This window comes from Roseibium sediminicola, assembly GCF_023156505.1.
Taxonomy (GTDB): Bacteria; Pseudomonadota; Alphaproteobacteria; order Rhizobiales; family Stappiaceae; genus Roseibium; species Roseibium sediminicola.
In genome coordinates, this window is record NZ_JALNMJ010000011.1 from 144,817 (window position 1) to 158,079 (window position 13,263).

Here is a 13,263-nt window from a genome sequence, read left to right on the forward strand (position 1 = left end):
GGAGGCGGGTTCGGTCATCCGCGTGACGCGCGCACCGATTTCGGCGGCGCCATGCCGTCGTCCGGCTCCTGGCCGAAAAACGTGCCGCCAAGCTGACCGCCCGCATTGGTCTTTTCGACCACCTTGCGGATCTTCTTGGCTTCTGCTTCGGCGTCCTGGCGGTGTTTCGGACTGAGAACGCTCATTTCAGCAATCATCTGATCCTCCTTGTTTGGTTTTGGATCCAGGATGACAACGGACGAGAGCGCCATTGGTTCCCAAAAAATTCTCTACCCTGCTCTGCTGGCGCGCCCCGGCCCTAATCCGGACGAGCACCTGGAACGTAGGTCTTCTCACAGTTCCCATCTCAACGCAGGTGGTTTGCCAACCCCGCCAGGAGGTCTCCGATGAGCACTGGACATGAAACGGCCGTCACGGATCAGCCGCGACAGCCGTCAAGCGTCCCCCCCGCTGCCGCATGGCTTGGAGGAACCGGCGCCCTGCCATTCCTTGCCTTGGCGCTTCTGACTATTTTCGGACCGGACACCTGGACTGCCTGGGCGGGCCGGGCACTCACCTTCTATGGCGCGGTGATCTTGTCGTTTCTCGGCGGCATCCAATGGGGAATGGCTATCGCTGCCCGATCACCGGCGCCGGACAGCGCGCTCCCGCGCAGGCTGGTGACGAGCGTGGTGCCGTCGTTGATCGGTTGGGCGGCCCTCCTGATGCCATTCAAGATCGGACTGTTCATGATGGTCGCCGCCTTCGCGCTCGTTCTCTTCGCCGACGTCAGGGCATCGATGAAGGGAGAAGCGCCGGACTGGTACCCGAAACTGCGCATTCCTCTCAGTGCGGTTGTAATGGCCTCGCTGGTTGCTGGAGCGATGGCGTAAAGGTTTTCGTGTCACCCGGCCCGGCCTCCCTGACCGAAGAGTTTGTCCTCAATCAGCCGTTCTCCGAGGCCAGCAATATCAGGGGAATGGCCGCAAAGACCATCTGGCCAGCAAGTCCGAGCCAGGCGACCGGTTCACCGTAACGCGACAGGTGCTGAGCCAGCGTATTGCCGAAGACGGTAAGCGACAGGGTTACCTCGAACACCATCAGAATGGCGAAGGCCAGCGATCCCATGGCCAATCTGTCGCCGAACCGCCTCGGAATGCGCCAATGGCGCAGAACCGGCTTCGCAACAAGATAGCTTGCCAAAAGCATCAGCGGCAGTTCGACAGCCACTGCGGTCAGTTCACCGGCCTGCGGAGCCAGAAAAAGGACCCTGACCGCGCCGAGGACGAAACCGATCGCGAACACGCACAGGCTGTAGGAGAAGGCGGACAGGAAAACGGATTTCATGGGTCCATGTTACGCCGGCGCCCGCCCGGAACCAATCCAGCGTTTGGTCGCGGCAGCCGAGCGACCTCCGCTGACAATCCTTCAGCCACCGGCTATACTCGGGCACCATGAATGCCGAGACAGAATTGATGATCCTCTGCGCGGGACCTGGAGCCAAGGTCTGGCACGGCCCCGCCTCCGATCAGCCCTTGCGCAGCAAGGGCAAACGCCAGGTGCAAAAGATCGGCGCCTATCTGGGTAAAAAACGATTGCGTCCGGACCGGGTGCTCACAAGCCCGGCGAAACGCGCCCGAGCCAGCGCGGAAAAGGCGCTGAAAGCGGCCGGCTGGACCGTGCGGGGGCTGGCAATTTCGGACGAGCTAGCGGCCGGACACCTGCCCAGCCTGACCGATTGCAAAAGGCCGCTTCTGGTGGTCCTGCCCGAAGAAGCAAAGGCACTCCTGGGCCGGCAGGGCATTGAAGCCGGTGTCACCCCCGGTGCCCTGATCCGGATTGGCGGAGAGCCGGACCGGCCCCGGCTGGTGGCACGGATCGATCCGAAGGACCTGTCCGATCTCTTTCCCTTTCCAGCGCCGGACGGACCGGAACGGAGGCCTCGGCCAGCCTATTATTACCGCCAGTCCGCCGTCATCCCGTTCCGCCGTATAGCCTCCGGCACCGAAGTTCTGATCATCGGTTCGTCCAGCGGCCGCCACTGGACGGTGCCCAAGGGTATTGTCGAACCGGGCCTGTCGCCCGCCGCCTCCGCCAGGATCGAGGCGCGAGAAGAAGCCGGCGTCGAGGGCACGGTCGGCCGGACGCCGCTCGGCCATTTCACCTATGCGAAATGGGGCGCGACCTGCGAGGTGACCGTCTATCCGATGGAGGTGAGAAAAGTGCTGGACGGCGGTGCCTGGGAAGAGCACCACCGGACCCGGAAATGGGTTCCCGGGCCCGAAACCGCCGCCTTGCTGAAACAACCGGCCTTCGCGCTTTTGGCGGCCAGGGTCTAGGGTCTGTGGACAATTAGGTTTCGGTCTTGGCGCTTGTCGGATTTCGGTCTTCGAGCAGGAGGAAAGTTCGCAGTGGTGTCGACACCACAAGGACTTTCCGATGCACGCGAAACCGAAATCCGCAGCGTCCCCCCAAATATTGGCAATGGGGATTTGGCTCAAATGGCTCATTTCGGCGTCGCAAAGGCTTGAAAGGGCCGGCCCTTCCCGCGCCTTTGCTTCTGGAAATTGAGCCATTTGCATCCAAACCGAGACCAAATCCTAATTGTCCACAGACCCTAGTCACCCGAATCTGAAGTTCGTCTTATTTCCCGGCACACTCGGAACAAGCTTCAGATTCAAAAGGGTGACTAGCAAGCATATGTTTCTAGTGTGGTTTTCGAATTTGAAATTCGCTTCGATGGTCGCTGCAACAATGAGGCGAATTCCAAATTCACCACACTAGACGGTCAGCACACTGTTGCGTCTTGAAGATCCGGATCTTGTTTTCCGTTGGCAAAGACCATGGCTGGGCATGTCTCGACGTGCACCCGCCAGCTGGGGTCAAATTATGTCGGGCGCTGAAAAGCGGTGACGTGAACGCTGGCGTTCGCTGGAAGCAGGCTCCCGTTTTCGTGACGCCGTCACAATGCCGTTGCCGCTTTTCCAGGTTACGGTATAATGATGATCAGTCAGGCGGCAAGTCTTGGGGACGCGCAAATATGAGCGTGTTCCAATGATTGACCGCGCTGCCAGCGAGGGCTTCACTCGTCAATGAGGCGTAGCTTCAGGTCCCCCCTCTCAGGACGTCCTGAAATCAAGTGCTTCGCCGTCGGCATGTTAAAAGTACGGCTGCATCCCTGGATTTCGCTGGATGTTGTTTGATCTTGGTTTTGCCGCACCTTTTGCTGCCCTCTTTCTTGTTACCGCAGTCTTTTTCCTCTTCATTCGGGAAGTATACGCCGCAGAAGTGGTCGCTTTGCTTGCGGTAGCAGCTGCGCTTCTGTCTGGCATGGTTTCAATAGAAGATGTTTTGAAGGCATTCGGAAATCCAGCGCCTGCAACAATCGGCGCCATGTTCGTCATCAGTGCGGCTCTCGTACGCACCGGCGTACTGGAAACCGTAGCCAACATCCTGAAGAAAGGAGTCGAACAGTCTCCTAAATTCACTATTGCGCTGTTCTTTTCCCTAGCCGGGGTCGCCTCGGCATTTATGAACAACACACCGGTGGTCATGATCTTAATACCGGTGGTATTCAGCCTTGCTCGTGAACTGGGCACGAGCGCTTCGCGGCTGTTAATGCCATTGAGTTTCATTGTTATTCTCGGTGGTACATGTTCTCTGATTGGTACATCGACAAACCTGCTTGTTGACGGTGTCTCTCAGGAACTCGGCTTTGCTCCCTTTTCACTTTTTGAGATCGCCCCGCTGGGGATTGTTCTGGCAATAACGGGTGGTCTTTTCCTCGCGGTTGCAGCACCTAGACTTCTGCCGCAGCGCGCCAGCTTAAGCGAATTGACGGCACCGCGAGAATCCAAGGCATGGCGCGTCGAACTTTTCGTGCCGCACGGTTCACTGCTTGTTGGAAAACCATTGCTCGAGATTCGGGATTTCCAGCGCCGGTCCATTCGCATCGTTGATTTGGTCCGCCAGGATCTCTCTCTCCGGCAAGACCTGGATAAAGTCCGGCTACAAGCGGGCGACCGGGTGATTTTGCGCGCAACAGATGCCGAGATCATGGCTTTTCGCGACCAAGAACGTGCCGGGGTGGAGATTGCCGGAGCCGAACTTGCGGCTGCGCGACGCAATATCGTCATGGAAGTGCTGGTCAGCAGTTCAAAAGGGCCAATTTCCGACTTGGGCTGGCGCCGCCTTTACAGGGTCTATCCTGTTGCCATTCACCGGCGCGGCGAGGCCATCGATGTCAATAATTCTGATCTGCGCCTGGAACCAGGTGATACGGTTTTGCTCGACGGCACAGCTGAGGATATTGAACGGATTGCCAGCAATGAAGACCTGATTCCTTTGGCTCCCATCACTGCCCGTAGCTACCGTACCCGCAGGGCTCCCGTTGCAATTTGCATTCTGGCAGCGGTTGTGATCGGCGCCGCACTTGACCTTGCACCTATTCTGCCATTGGCGATCATCGGCGCTGCAGCGGTTCTGGCGACACGCTGTGTCGATCCTGAGGAGGGTATTGGCGCAATTGACGGTCGATTGCTGCTGCTTATCGTTTCGATGCTTGTACTCGGTACGGCACTTGAGAAGACCGGCGCTATGGAGATGATCGTGAGGCTGCTCTCCCAAAATCTCGCAGGTCTCCCTCCCCTGGTGGCGCTTGCCGTCGTCTATGCCTTTGCATCCTTATTGACTGAAGTTGTGTCAAACAACGCTATTGCCGTGATCATGACACCGGTTGCTGCCGGAGTAGCTGTTCAACTCGGTCTGGATCCCCGTGCATTCATAGTCGCCGTGATGTTTGGCGCCAGTGCAAGTTTCGCCACTCCAATCGGATACCAGACCAATACCATGGTGTACAACGCCGGTGGCTACCGGTTTGGTGACTTTATCCGCCTGGGACTGCCCATGAACGTCCTCGCCGGTCTTGTTACCGTGATCGTTGCTCCGATGATTTGGCCTCTGACACCTTGAAAAGAACCGTGTCTGGACTGTTCGGCGCAGGCCGCTTGCCTCAACGGTTCCCCTTGCTAATGAATGTCGCTAACGTGGCCGGATTGACGCTGGCAAGCCGGGCACTGGGCCTTCTACGGGACATAATCCTTGCGGCAACTCTCGGTGCCGGGCCAGTTGCCACTGCATTCATGCTTGCCTTTCGTCTGGCGAACCAGTTTCGTGCGCTTCTCGCGGAAGGTGCCTTCACGGCAGCCTTTCTGCCAATCGATGCGATTGACGAGACGGACGCAAAGGAAACCCGGTCCTTCAGAGCCGAAGTATTGGGTTGGCTGGTGCTCGCAAACCTTGTCCTCCTAGCCGCCGTCCTGATAGCACCAGAGGTAATGTTGGGATTGTTCGCACCCGGCCTCGACGCAAGCAATCCGGCCTATCCTCTTGCCAGCCTTTTTCTCCGGATCACATTTCCCTTTCTCTTTTTCGCTTCGTTGCTTGCATTTTTCGGAGCCCGGCTGGGAGCCAATGGTCGCTTCACCGCGTTTGCCGCCACACCGATTGTCATGAATGTGTGCCTGATCGGAGGATTGCAGTTCAGCTGGATGTTTGCCTCAAGCGGACATGCTGCAGCCTGGTCCGTTCTTGTATCCGGTGGATTACAATTGGCTCTTGTAATCTGGGCATTCCGGCGTGCCGACCTGAAGCAACCTTGGCCGAAGCTCGGCCTGTCAACATCTACTCGCACATTCTTCCGAAACCTCGGACCAGCGTTGCTAAGTTCGGGCGCTCTTCAGGTCGCTGCGTTCACAGACACGGTATTGGCATCGTTTCTTCCAACCGGTTCCCTGGTGCATCTTTATTTTGCAGACCGATTATACCAGTTGCCGATCGGTGTGCTTTCGCTTGCCCTCGGGACAGTCATGCTGCCGGATATCGCCCGCCATTTTTCTAAGGGTGAAACTCTGAATGCTCGACGGGTAGTCAACCATGCACTTTGGTTATGTCTAGCACTGGGCCTTCCGGCCGCTGGAATACTTGCGTTTTGGGGAGAGCCGATTGCGAGGCTACTATTTCAGCGCGGTTCTTTTACATCTGCGGACACAATTGCGACGGCTTCCATTCTGACTGCCTATGCCTTCGGGTTGCTGCCCGCCCTTATGGTTCGACCACTTGTTGTTGCCTTTCAGGGACGCGGCGATACCGCGACACCGTTCAGACTGCTTGCCATTGCGCTTGGCCTCAACATCGTCTGCAAAGTAGCCCTTGTGCCGAATTGGGGAGCACCTGGCCTTGCCCTGGCCACGTCGGTCGGCATGACCTGTTACTTTGTTTTACTCTTTTGGAGCGCCTGGCGGCGTGGCTACTGCGGCACAACCCGGCAACCAATCCACTGATACGATGCGGGTCGGCGTGCGGGCAGAAGGCCGCGAACACCGGCTTTTTCACGAACGTTCTCACGAATATCTCGGAGCGGTTCTCACACGTCGGCGCGCTCGTTCAGTTCCAGATGCCCCTTCTTGTTGGAAAACACCCGGCGCAGCATGGGTTCGAAGAAGTCCAGCGGCTTGGAGGGATAGTCCGGGTCGAAAGAGGCCTGGTCATAGGTGTGGCAGAAATACTTGCAGTCCTCGTAATAGGGACTGTCCCTGTATTTCTCGCGCGCATTGCGGTCGCCGCCGAGATGATGATTGTAATAATACCCTTGGAATACACAGTGGTGCTCGATGATCCAGCGGGTCTTTTCGGAGACGTAGGGGCGCACCATGGCGGCTGCCAGTTCGCCGTGATTATAAGGCGACAGGATATCGCCGATATCGTGGATCAGGGCCGCGACGACAATTTCCTCCTCGGCGCCATCCTCAAAGGCCCGGGTCGCCGATTGCAAGGAGTGCTGGTAGCGGTTGATCGGATAGGGCGTCCAGTCCTCATCCAGCGACTTCAGCATCGAAATAATGCGGTCGACCAAGCCGGCATTGAAGTCTTCCTCATAATCCATGACGGCCAGGAAATCCTCCCGGCTGGCATCTTCCATCCGGGTCCAGGTGGGTTTGTGGGATTTGTTGGATCTGTCGAGCATGTTGGCCTCCTTTAAGAGCATGCCAAAACGCTATCAGGAACCACCTGATTAGAAAAACTGATTGTTTTTATCAGTTTGATAGAAAATATTGTTCGGCATGGATCTAAAACATCTGACCACCTTTCTGGCCGTTGCCGAAACGGAGAGTTTCCACCGGGCGGCCAACCGGCTCAACATCACCCAGGCAGCGGTCTCCAGCCGGATCCGTGCCCTGGAAGAGGAACTCGACGTGGAGCTGTTCCTGCGCGGTGCCGGCGGCACCAGGCTCAGCGAGGCCGGGAACTATCTGAGGCCGCTGGCCGAGCAGATGCTGGCCAACTGGCAGCAGATCGCAGGCAGCATCGGCCGCCGGTTTGCCGACCGGCTGGCGCTCCGGATCGGCTGTCAGCTGTCGATCTGGGACCAGCTGCTGGTGGATCTCACGGTCTGGGCCGAGCAGAACCTCGGCAAACTGCCGCTGACGCTCAATTTCGACCATGAAAGCAATGCCGTCGACCTGGTACGCCGGCAGGTTCTCGATCTGACGGTTACGCACGAAAAGGCCCATGGCACAAAGCTGGTAACCGTGCCGCTGCCACCGGAACGCATGGTGCTGGTGGCAGACCGGCCCTGCCGGGTGAGCGATGCGGACCTGCCGCTGTTCCTCAATTTCCGGCTCGGGCCTCAATATGACGCAGCCACGGCTGACCTGCTGGGCGAGAGGCCCGGTCACTTCTTCCTGAGCAATGCCACGATGGGCCTTGCCTACCTCCTGCGCCGGGGCGGCATGGCCTTTTGCCCCGGGCGCATGGTTGCGGACGCGCTCACCAACGGACGGCTGTTTGAAGTGACCGGGGCCGAAGGCTTCGACCTCGACCGCTTTGCCATTTACGATCCGCAAGGTGTGGCGGCGGAGCTGGTGGAACAGGTGTTGCCGGGGCTCATGGACGTGGCGCTGGCCTGATCCGGGGCTCGTTTTAGCCTGCCAAGTACGCAGGGCGGAGTTTGCCCTGAGTGTCACCCCGAACCAGCGGAGCGAGACCCGGTGCCTACTCGCAGCTCCGATTGCCGCAGTTGCGAGATTTGTTTCCTATGTTCTGTAGTATTTCGAGAAAAGTCTGAGCCGACTTTAGCTGCCTCTCGGCTCTGCCTCGAACGCAAAAGTCGGCAATGCTTGTTTCAAACAATTCTCGAAATGCTTTTGCACTCTGGAAATGAGTAGGACCCGGGTCTCGCTCCGCTCGCACGGGGTGACACCGAAGTTTGGTTCGCCTCCCATGGAAATAAAGCCATCTCCCCAAAGCATTTGAACTGAACCGCGATCTGGCATAGAGAAAGTTGCAAATGTAACTTATTGCGGCACCAGCGGCGCGGGAGGCTGCGGGTTTCAGCGGCCAAGGGTTGGGAGAAAACAATAAAATGTCCGAGAAGAGCTACACCTATCAATCGATTGCCCAGGCTGTTCTGGACCAGGGCATCGACACGATGTTCGGTCTGATGGGCGACGCCAACCTGTTCATGGTCGATCACTATGTGCGCGCCGGAAAGGGCACCTTCGTGCCGGTTTCCTATGAGGGCAGCGCGGTGCTGATGGCGCTGGCCTATTCGCATGTCTCGGGCAAGATGGGCGTCGGCACGGTCACCCACGGACCGGCCCTGACCAACTGCGTGACCGCCTTGACCGAGGGCGCGCGCGGGCACATTCCAATGGTGCTGCTGGCCGGCGACACGCCGGTGATGAACCCGCAGAACCTGCAAAATATCGACCAGCGCGAACTGGTCAAGGTGACCGGCGCCGGCTTTGAGCAGCTGCGCGCGCCGGAGACAGCCGCCCGCGACGTTGCCCATGCCTTCTATCGGGCCCGGGTGGAAAAACGCCCGATCGTGCTCAACATGCCGGCCGATTTCATGTGGCAGGAGGTTGCCCATGAAAAGACCGTCTTCAAGGCCTTCGGCGCGCCCGCCTTTGTTCCCGAAGGCGACGATCTCGACGCCGCCGTCGGCATGATCGCTTCCGCCAAGCGCCCGGTGATCCTGGCCGGCGGCGGCGCTATCGATGCCCGCGACAAGCTGATCGAGCTGGCCGACCGGCTTGAGGCTCCCCTGGCAACCACCCTGAAGGCCAAGGGGCTCTTCAACGGTCATCCCTACAACATGGACATTTTCGGCACGCTGAGCACGCCGGCCACCTATGACGCCATCGACAAGGCCGACTGCATCGTTGCCTTCGGGGCCAGCCTGCACCACTTCACCACCGACAAGGGCGCCCTGATGAGGGGCAAGCGCGTTGTCCAGGTGAATGACACGGTCACCGAGGTCAGCAAGAATTTTCACGCCGACGCCGCCCTGGTCGCCGATGCCGCGCTGACGGCGGACAATTTCCTTTATTGGCTGAACGAGGCGGAGATCCCTCCAAGCGGCTTCACCAAAGAGCTGGACGGCGCGGCACTCACCGCCCATCCGCCGGCGAACCCCGCCGACACCAAGCCGGGCTATGTCAATTACGTGCATGCGCTTGACCGGCTCGAGGAAGTGCTTCCCAAGGACCGTGTTCTGACGACGGATGGCGGCCGCTTCATGACGGAAGTCTGGTGCCGGATCTCCGCGCCCGACCCGCGCAGCTTCCTGGTCACCGCCAATTTCGGTTCCATCGGCCTTGGCCTGCAGGAAGCGCTCGGCGCCGGCTTTGCCGCGCCGGACCGGCCCGTCGTGCTCTTCACCGGCGATGGCGGCTTCATGATGGGCGGCATCAACGAGTTCAACACGGCCGTCCGCCTGAAACAGGACCTGATCGTCGTCGTTGCCAATGACAGCGCCTATGGCGCGGAGCATATCCAGTTTCTCGACCGGGCGATGGACCCGGGCCTTGCCATGTTCGACTGGCCGTCCTTTGCCGCGGTTGCCACCGCGCTTGGCGGCCACGGCCTCACCGTCACTTCGGCGGAGGAGCTGGAAACCGCGATCAAGGCCATCGAAACGCGCGACAAGCCCCTCCTGATCGAACTGCGCCTCGACCCGAACGACGTGCCGCGCATGCGGATCTGATAAGGCGGGGCCTCACCGGCGCGAAAATCTCCGCGCCGGTGTCGTGCCCCTCAGCCGAGTGGCAGTCCGTCGTCACGCGTGATCGCTATGACCGCCGAGCGGGGAACGCTGTCGCCGCCTTCCGGCCAATGGCTGTCGCCGTCCTCACCCGGGTGCTGGATGCCGACAAAGAGCGTCTTGCCGTCTGAGGACATGGCGGCGCCCGTCACCTCGCACTCTTTGGGACCAACCAGGAAACGCTTGATCTCACCCGTCGCCGGATCGCCGACCAGCATCTGGTTGTTGCCCTGACCGGCGAAATCTTCCGCGTTCGAGTAGTTGCCGTCGGTCTGAATCCAGAGCAGTCCCTTGGTGTCGAAGAACAGGCCGTCTGGCGAGTTGAACATGTTGCCGTCGTTGATGTTCACCGACCCGCCATAGGCATCCTCGTGAACCGTCGGGTTTCCGGCCAGCGCGAACAGGTCCCAGGTGAAGCTGTCGCTGGTGTGGTTGCCGCCCGAAGGCCACCAGCGGACAATCTGGCCATAGTTGTTTTCCGCGCGCGGGTTTGGCCCCATGGCCGGGGTGGCATCGCCGCCTGCGTTTGTCTTGATTGCCCGGTTCTTGTTGTTGGTCAGGGCACAATAGACCTCCGCCTTCTTCGGATTGGCGGCGACCCATTCCGGCCGGTCCATCGTGGTGGCGCCCACCGCAGATCCCGCCATGCGGGCATGGATGGCCACTTCGGCGGCGGATGCCATGCCGGTGGTTTCCGGTGTCAGGGCCAGCCACTGACCGGTGCCGTCCGGATGGAACCTGGCCGCATAAAGCGTGCCGTCGGCCAGAAGGTCGGAATTGTCGGCGCCTTCCGCATAGACGCCGTCGGAGACGAACCGGTACAGGAACTCGCCCCGTTCATCATCGCCCATATAGACGACGATCCGGCCGTCGCCATTGACCACGACTTCGGCGTTTTCGTGCTTGAAGCGCCCGAGCGCGGTTCTTTTCTTCGGTGTCGATTCAGGATCCGATGGGTCGATCTCGACCACCCAGCCGTTGCGGTTGGCTTCGTTGGGATGCTTGGCAATGTCGAACCGGTCGTCGATCCTGGCCCAGCCATACCCCCAGTCCTCGACATTGATGCCATAGCGTTTCTGGGCGTCGGTCCGCTCGATGTCCGGATCGGACGAGGAATAGTAACCGTTGAAATTTTCCTCGCAGGCCAAGTATGTGCCCCAGGGCGTTTGGCCGTTGCCGCAATTGTTCCAGGTGCCCTTGCTCAGGGTTCCCGCGGGATCGGATTCCGTCTGCATCAGCGGGTGGCCGGCGGCGGGACCCGTGATCTCCATCTCCGTTTCGGGCGTGATCCGGCGATTGTACTTGCCGTCCTTGACCATCTCCCAACCGTTGTCGCCCTTGACGATTTCGACGACCGAGACGCCATGGGCAAGCATGCCCTTGAGCACGTCGTCATCGGTCTCCGCCGCGCCGTCTGGCCGGTTGCCCCAGATGATATTCCGGTTGGTGTATTCGTTGTTGTTGACCAGCACCGTTGCGTCGCCCAGCTCGAACAGGGCCATGCCGTCAATGTTGTCGCCATAGGCACCGGCCTGGCTCTCGCCGGTTCCCCGGGTGGCATGGTCGAATTCGGGCACGCCGGCAAACATCGGATCTCCCCAGCGCACCACCACCTGGCTGGAATAGCCTTCCGGCACCGTCACCTGGTCCAAGGTGTTTGCTGCCACCTGCTGGAAACCGAGGCGCGACCCTTGAGCGGCCGCCTCTCCGGGCGCGAACATGCCCGTGCCGAGCACGAACGACCCCGCACCAAACGCCATCACGCCGCCGAGGAATCCCCGCCGCGACAACGCTTCGTCGACAACCTTGTCGAACTCCGTCACCTCCGGCGGCGGGTTGATATGCTCGTCGAATTCGTCAAACGACCATTCCCTTGTTTCCGTCTTTTTCACGTCGCGTCCTCCCTTGTGTCGCCCGCCTCAACCCGGAAACACTTCAACTCTATCAAAGGTTGCGTTTCTTCGTATCGAAGCCGGTAATGGAACAGTAAGCGAATGCCGGTCGGCCAGCAATTGGCGCAGGAGAAATAATTAGTTGGCTTATTAAACGCCACATCGCTGCTGTCGCGGCAGGTCCGGCACGACCTTCGCGCAGACGTGCATCCAGCCGTTCGGCCAATAACAAAAGTGTGATCCCGGCGACAGACACGTTCACCGTGTTTGCCGCATGGTGCGGGCACAGGCGCAAACCGGGACCCTCTGCACCCCGCCGCGCCGATACAATTGAAACGCAATCACCGGCAACTGATACCAAAACCCCGGCCCTTCCGGCGCGTGGCAATGGTATTTTATGCCGCTACGGAACCTCAGGGGCGGTTAAGGGGCCTATTCAAGGAGATCAATGTGGCCGAGTCTTTTTTCCTGCCGTTCAACTATGTCGATCATCTGACCAGTCCGGGTCTCGGCACCAGCGCCGGCCCGGTCAAATTGAACCAGTATCTGTGCAAGGACCGCGGCAATGGCGGCAATGACAGCGCGACCAGTTTTTTCAAGAATTTCCGCTGGATCAAGGACAAGGACGGCCTGACGCTGAACCAGCGCGTCGGCGGCCGCGCCATCGACCTGGCGCTGAAAGGCCAGGGCAATGACAAGACCTTTGTCCAGATTTGGAACTTCATGCTGAAGAACAAGGATCTGCTCGACAAATACAAGGTCGAGGTCTGCGGCCGGGCCAACAAGGACGGCTCCAAGGATGTTCACCAGAAGGGCAAGATCAAGCAGATCTATTTCGACAAGATGTCCGACCAGGCCGCCCTGCAGGCGATGGTCCAGGACCGTTTCTTCGGCATGGACTGCATCGGCTTCATTGCCAATTTCCTGATCTATTGCGGCGAATGGGACAAGTATTACGGCGTCTCGCCCAAGCGTTATCCGGACCATGTCGCCAAGATCAATATCGACGACATCAACGAGGTCAGGCCGCTCGATTTCATGGTCTGGAACGGCCATGTGGCCATTGTCGACTGGGTCTGGGACAAGATCGACGATAACAGCGTGCGCATCGACATGTGCCAGAGCTCCAGCGGCGGCCCGCAATGCAACGAATATGTCACGCTGAAACAGACAAACGGCAAGGGCATCAAGGGCGGCCGCGAGTTCACCATCCTCGGCGGCACCCCGCACCCGCCGGTGCGCGGCCATTTCACCATTTGGCGGCGGGAGGGGTTCTTCTATTGAGAG

General features: G+C 59.5%; 11 protein-coding genes. 7 read left to right on the forward strand and 4 right to left on the reverse strand.

What is annotated here, in order from left to right; all coding sequences use genetic code 11:
• Positions 1-14 precede the first annotated feature (14 nt).
• Complete coding sequence (locus M0H32_RS16595; protein ID WP_248155997.1) at positions 15-197, reverse strand: hypothetical protein; 183 nt, start codon at positions 195-197, stop codon at positions 15-17.
• Between the two features lie 189 nt (positions 198-386).
• Between M0H32_RS16595 and M0H32_RS16600 the strand changes: the two genes are divergently transcribed.
• Positions 387-872 carry a DUF3429 domain-containing protein gene (locus tag M0H32_RS16600; protein WP_248155999.1) on the forward strand — a complete coding sequence of 162 codons (486 nt, stop codon included), beginning with the start codon at positions 387-389 and terminating at the stop codon, positions 870-872.
• Between the two features lie 52 nt (positions 873-924).
• On the opposite strand, the gene M0H32_RS16605 is transcribed toward M0H32_RS16600, so the two are convergent.
• Positions 925-1,326 (reverse strand): hypothetical protein, encoded by a 402-nt coding sequence (locus M0H32_RS16605; protein ID WP_248156001.1) that lies wholly within the window; start codon positions 1,324-1,326, stop codon positions 925-927.
• A gap of 128 nt (positions 1,327-1,454) precedes the next feature.
• Between M0H32_RS16605 and M0H32_RS16610 the strand changes: the two genes are divergently transcribed.
• The 3 genes from M0H32_RS16610 (at position 1,455) to murJ (ending at position 6,320) form a co-directional block, all read left to right on the forward strand.
• Positions 1,455-2,318 (forward strand): NUDIX domain-containing protein, encoded by an 864-nt coding sequence (locus M0H32_RS16610; RefSeq protein WP_248156003.1) that lies wholly within the window; start codon positions 1,455-1,457, stop codon positions 2,316-2,318.
• Positions 2,319-3,171: 853 nt separating this feature from the next.
• The gene (locus M0H32_RS16615) at positions 3,172-4,950 is read left to right on the forward strand and encodes an SLC13 family permease (RefSeq protein WP_248156005.1); all 1,779 of its coding nucleotides are present in this window, start codon (positions 3,172-3,174) and stop codon (positions 4,948-4,950) included.
• An 8-nt stretch (positions 4,951-4,958) separates the two neighbouring features.
• Positions 4,959-6,320: a murein biosynthesis integral membrane protein MurJ gene (gene murJ / locus M0H32_RS16620; protein ID WP_248156007.1), complete on the forward strand. Its 1,362-nt coding sequence runs from the start codon at positions 4,959-4,961 to the stop codon at positions 6,318-6,320.
• Positions 6,321-6,403: 83 nt separating this feature from the next.
• On the opposite strand, the gene M0H32_RS16625 is transcribed toward murJ, so the two are convergent.
• Positions 6,404-7,003: an HD domain-containing protein gene (locus M0H32_RS16625; RefSeq protein ID WP_248156009.1), complete on the reverse strand. Its 600-nt coding sequence runs from the start codon at positions 7,001-7,003 to the stop codon at positions 6,404-6,406.
• 97 nt (positions 7,004-7,100) lie between these two features.
• On the opposite strand from M0H32_RS16625, the gene M0H32_RS16630 reads away from it, so the two are divergent.
• Positions 7,101-7,946, forward strand: coding sequence for a LysR family transcriptional regulator (locus M0H32_RS16630; protein ID WP_248156011.1), 846 nt, complete (start codon positions 7,101-7,103; stop codon positions 7,944-7,946).
• A 455-nt stretch (positions 7,947-8,401) separates the two neighbouring features.
• The gene (locus M0H32_RS16635) at positions 8,402-10,027 is read left to right on the forward strand and encodes a thiamine pyrophosphate-binding protein (RefSeq protein ID WP_248156013.1); all 1,626 of its coding nucleotides are present in this window, start codon (positions 8,402-8,404) and stop codon (positions 10,025-10,027) included.
• A 50-nt stretch (positions 10,028-10,077) separates the two neighbouring features.
• Here the strand turns inward: M0H32_RS16635 and M0H32_RS16640 are convergent, their stop codons facing one another.
• Complete coding sequence (locus M0H32_RS16640) at positions 10,078-11,976, reverse strand: PhoX family protein (RefSeq protein WP_248156015.1); 1,899 nt, start codon at positions 11,974-11,976, stop codon at positions 10,078-10,080.
• A 450-nt stretch (positions 11,977-12,426) separates the two neighbouring features.
• Here M0H32_RS16640 and M0H32_RS16645 point away from each other — a divergent pair, with 450 nt between their 5' ends.
• Positions 12,427-13,260 carry a hypothetical protein gene (locus M0H32_RS16645; protein WP_248156017.1) on the forward strand — a complete coding sequence of 278 codons (834 nt, stop codon included), beginning with the start codon at positions 12,427-12,429 and terminating at the stop codon, positions 13,258-13,260.
• Positions 13,261-13,263: the final 3 nt, after the last annotated feature.

Bases quoted from the DNA above. Each gene is read 5' to 3' on its own strand.
- M0H32_RS16615 (WP_248156005.1), top strand. From the start codon at position 3,172: ATGTTGTTTGATCTTGGTTTTGCCGCACCTTTTGCTGCCCTCTTTCTT.
- M0H32_RS16600 (WP_248155999.1), top strand. From the start codon at position 387: ATGAGCACTGGACATGAAACGGCCGTCACGGATCAGCCGCGACAGCCG.
- M0H32_RS16635 (WP_248156013.1), top strand. From the start codon at position 8,402: ATGTCCGAGAAGAGCTACACCTATCAATCGATTGCCCAGGCTGTTCTG.
- M0H32_RS16610 (WP_248156003.1), top strand. From the start codon at position 1,455: ATGATCCTCTGCGCGGGACCTGGAGCCAAGGTCTGGCACGGCCCCGCC.
- M0H32_RS16595 (WP_248155997.1), bottom strand. From the start codon at position 197: ATGATTGCTGAAATGAGCGTTCTCAGTCCGAAACACCGCCAGGACGCC.
- M0H32_RS16630 (WP_248156011.1), top strand. From the start codon at position 7,101: ATGGATCTAAAACATCTGACCACCTTTCTGGCCGTTGCCGAAACGGAG.
- M0H32_RS16625 (WP_248156009.1), bottom strand. From the start codon at position 7,003: ATGCTCGACAGATCCAACAAATCCCACAAACCCACCTGGACCCGGATG.
- M0H32_RS16605 (WP_248156001.1), bottom strand. From the start codon at position 1,326: ATGAAATCCGTTTTCCTGTCCGCCTTCTCCTACAGCCTGTGCGTGTTC.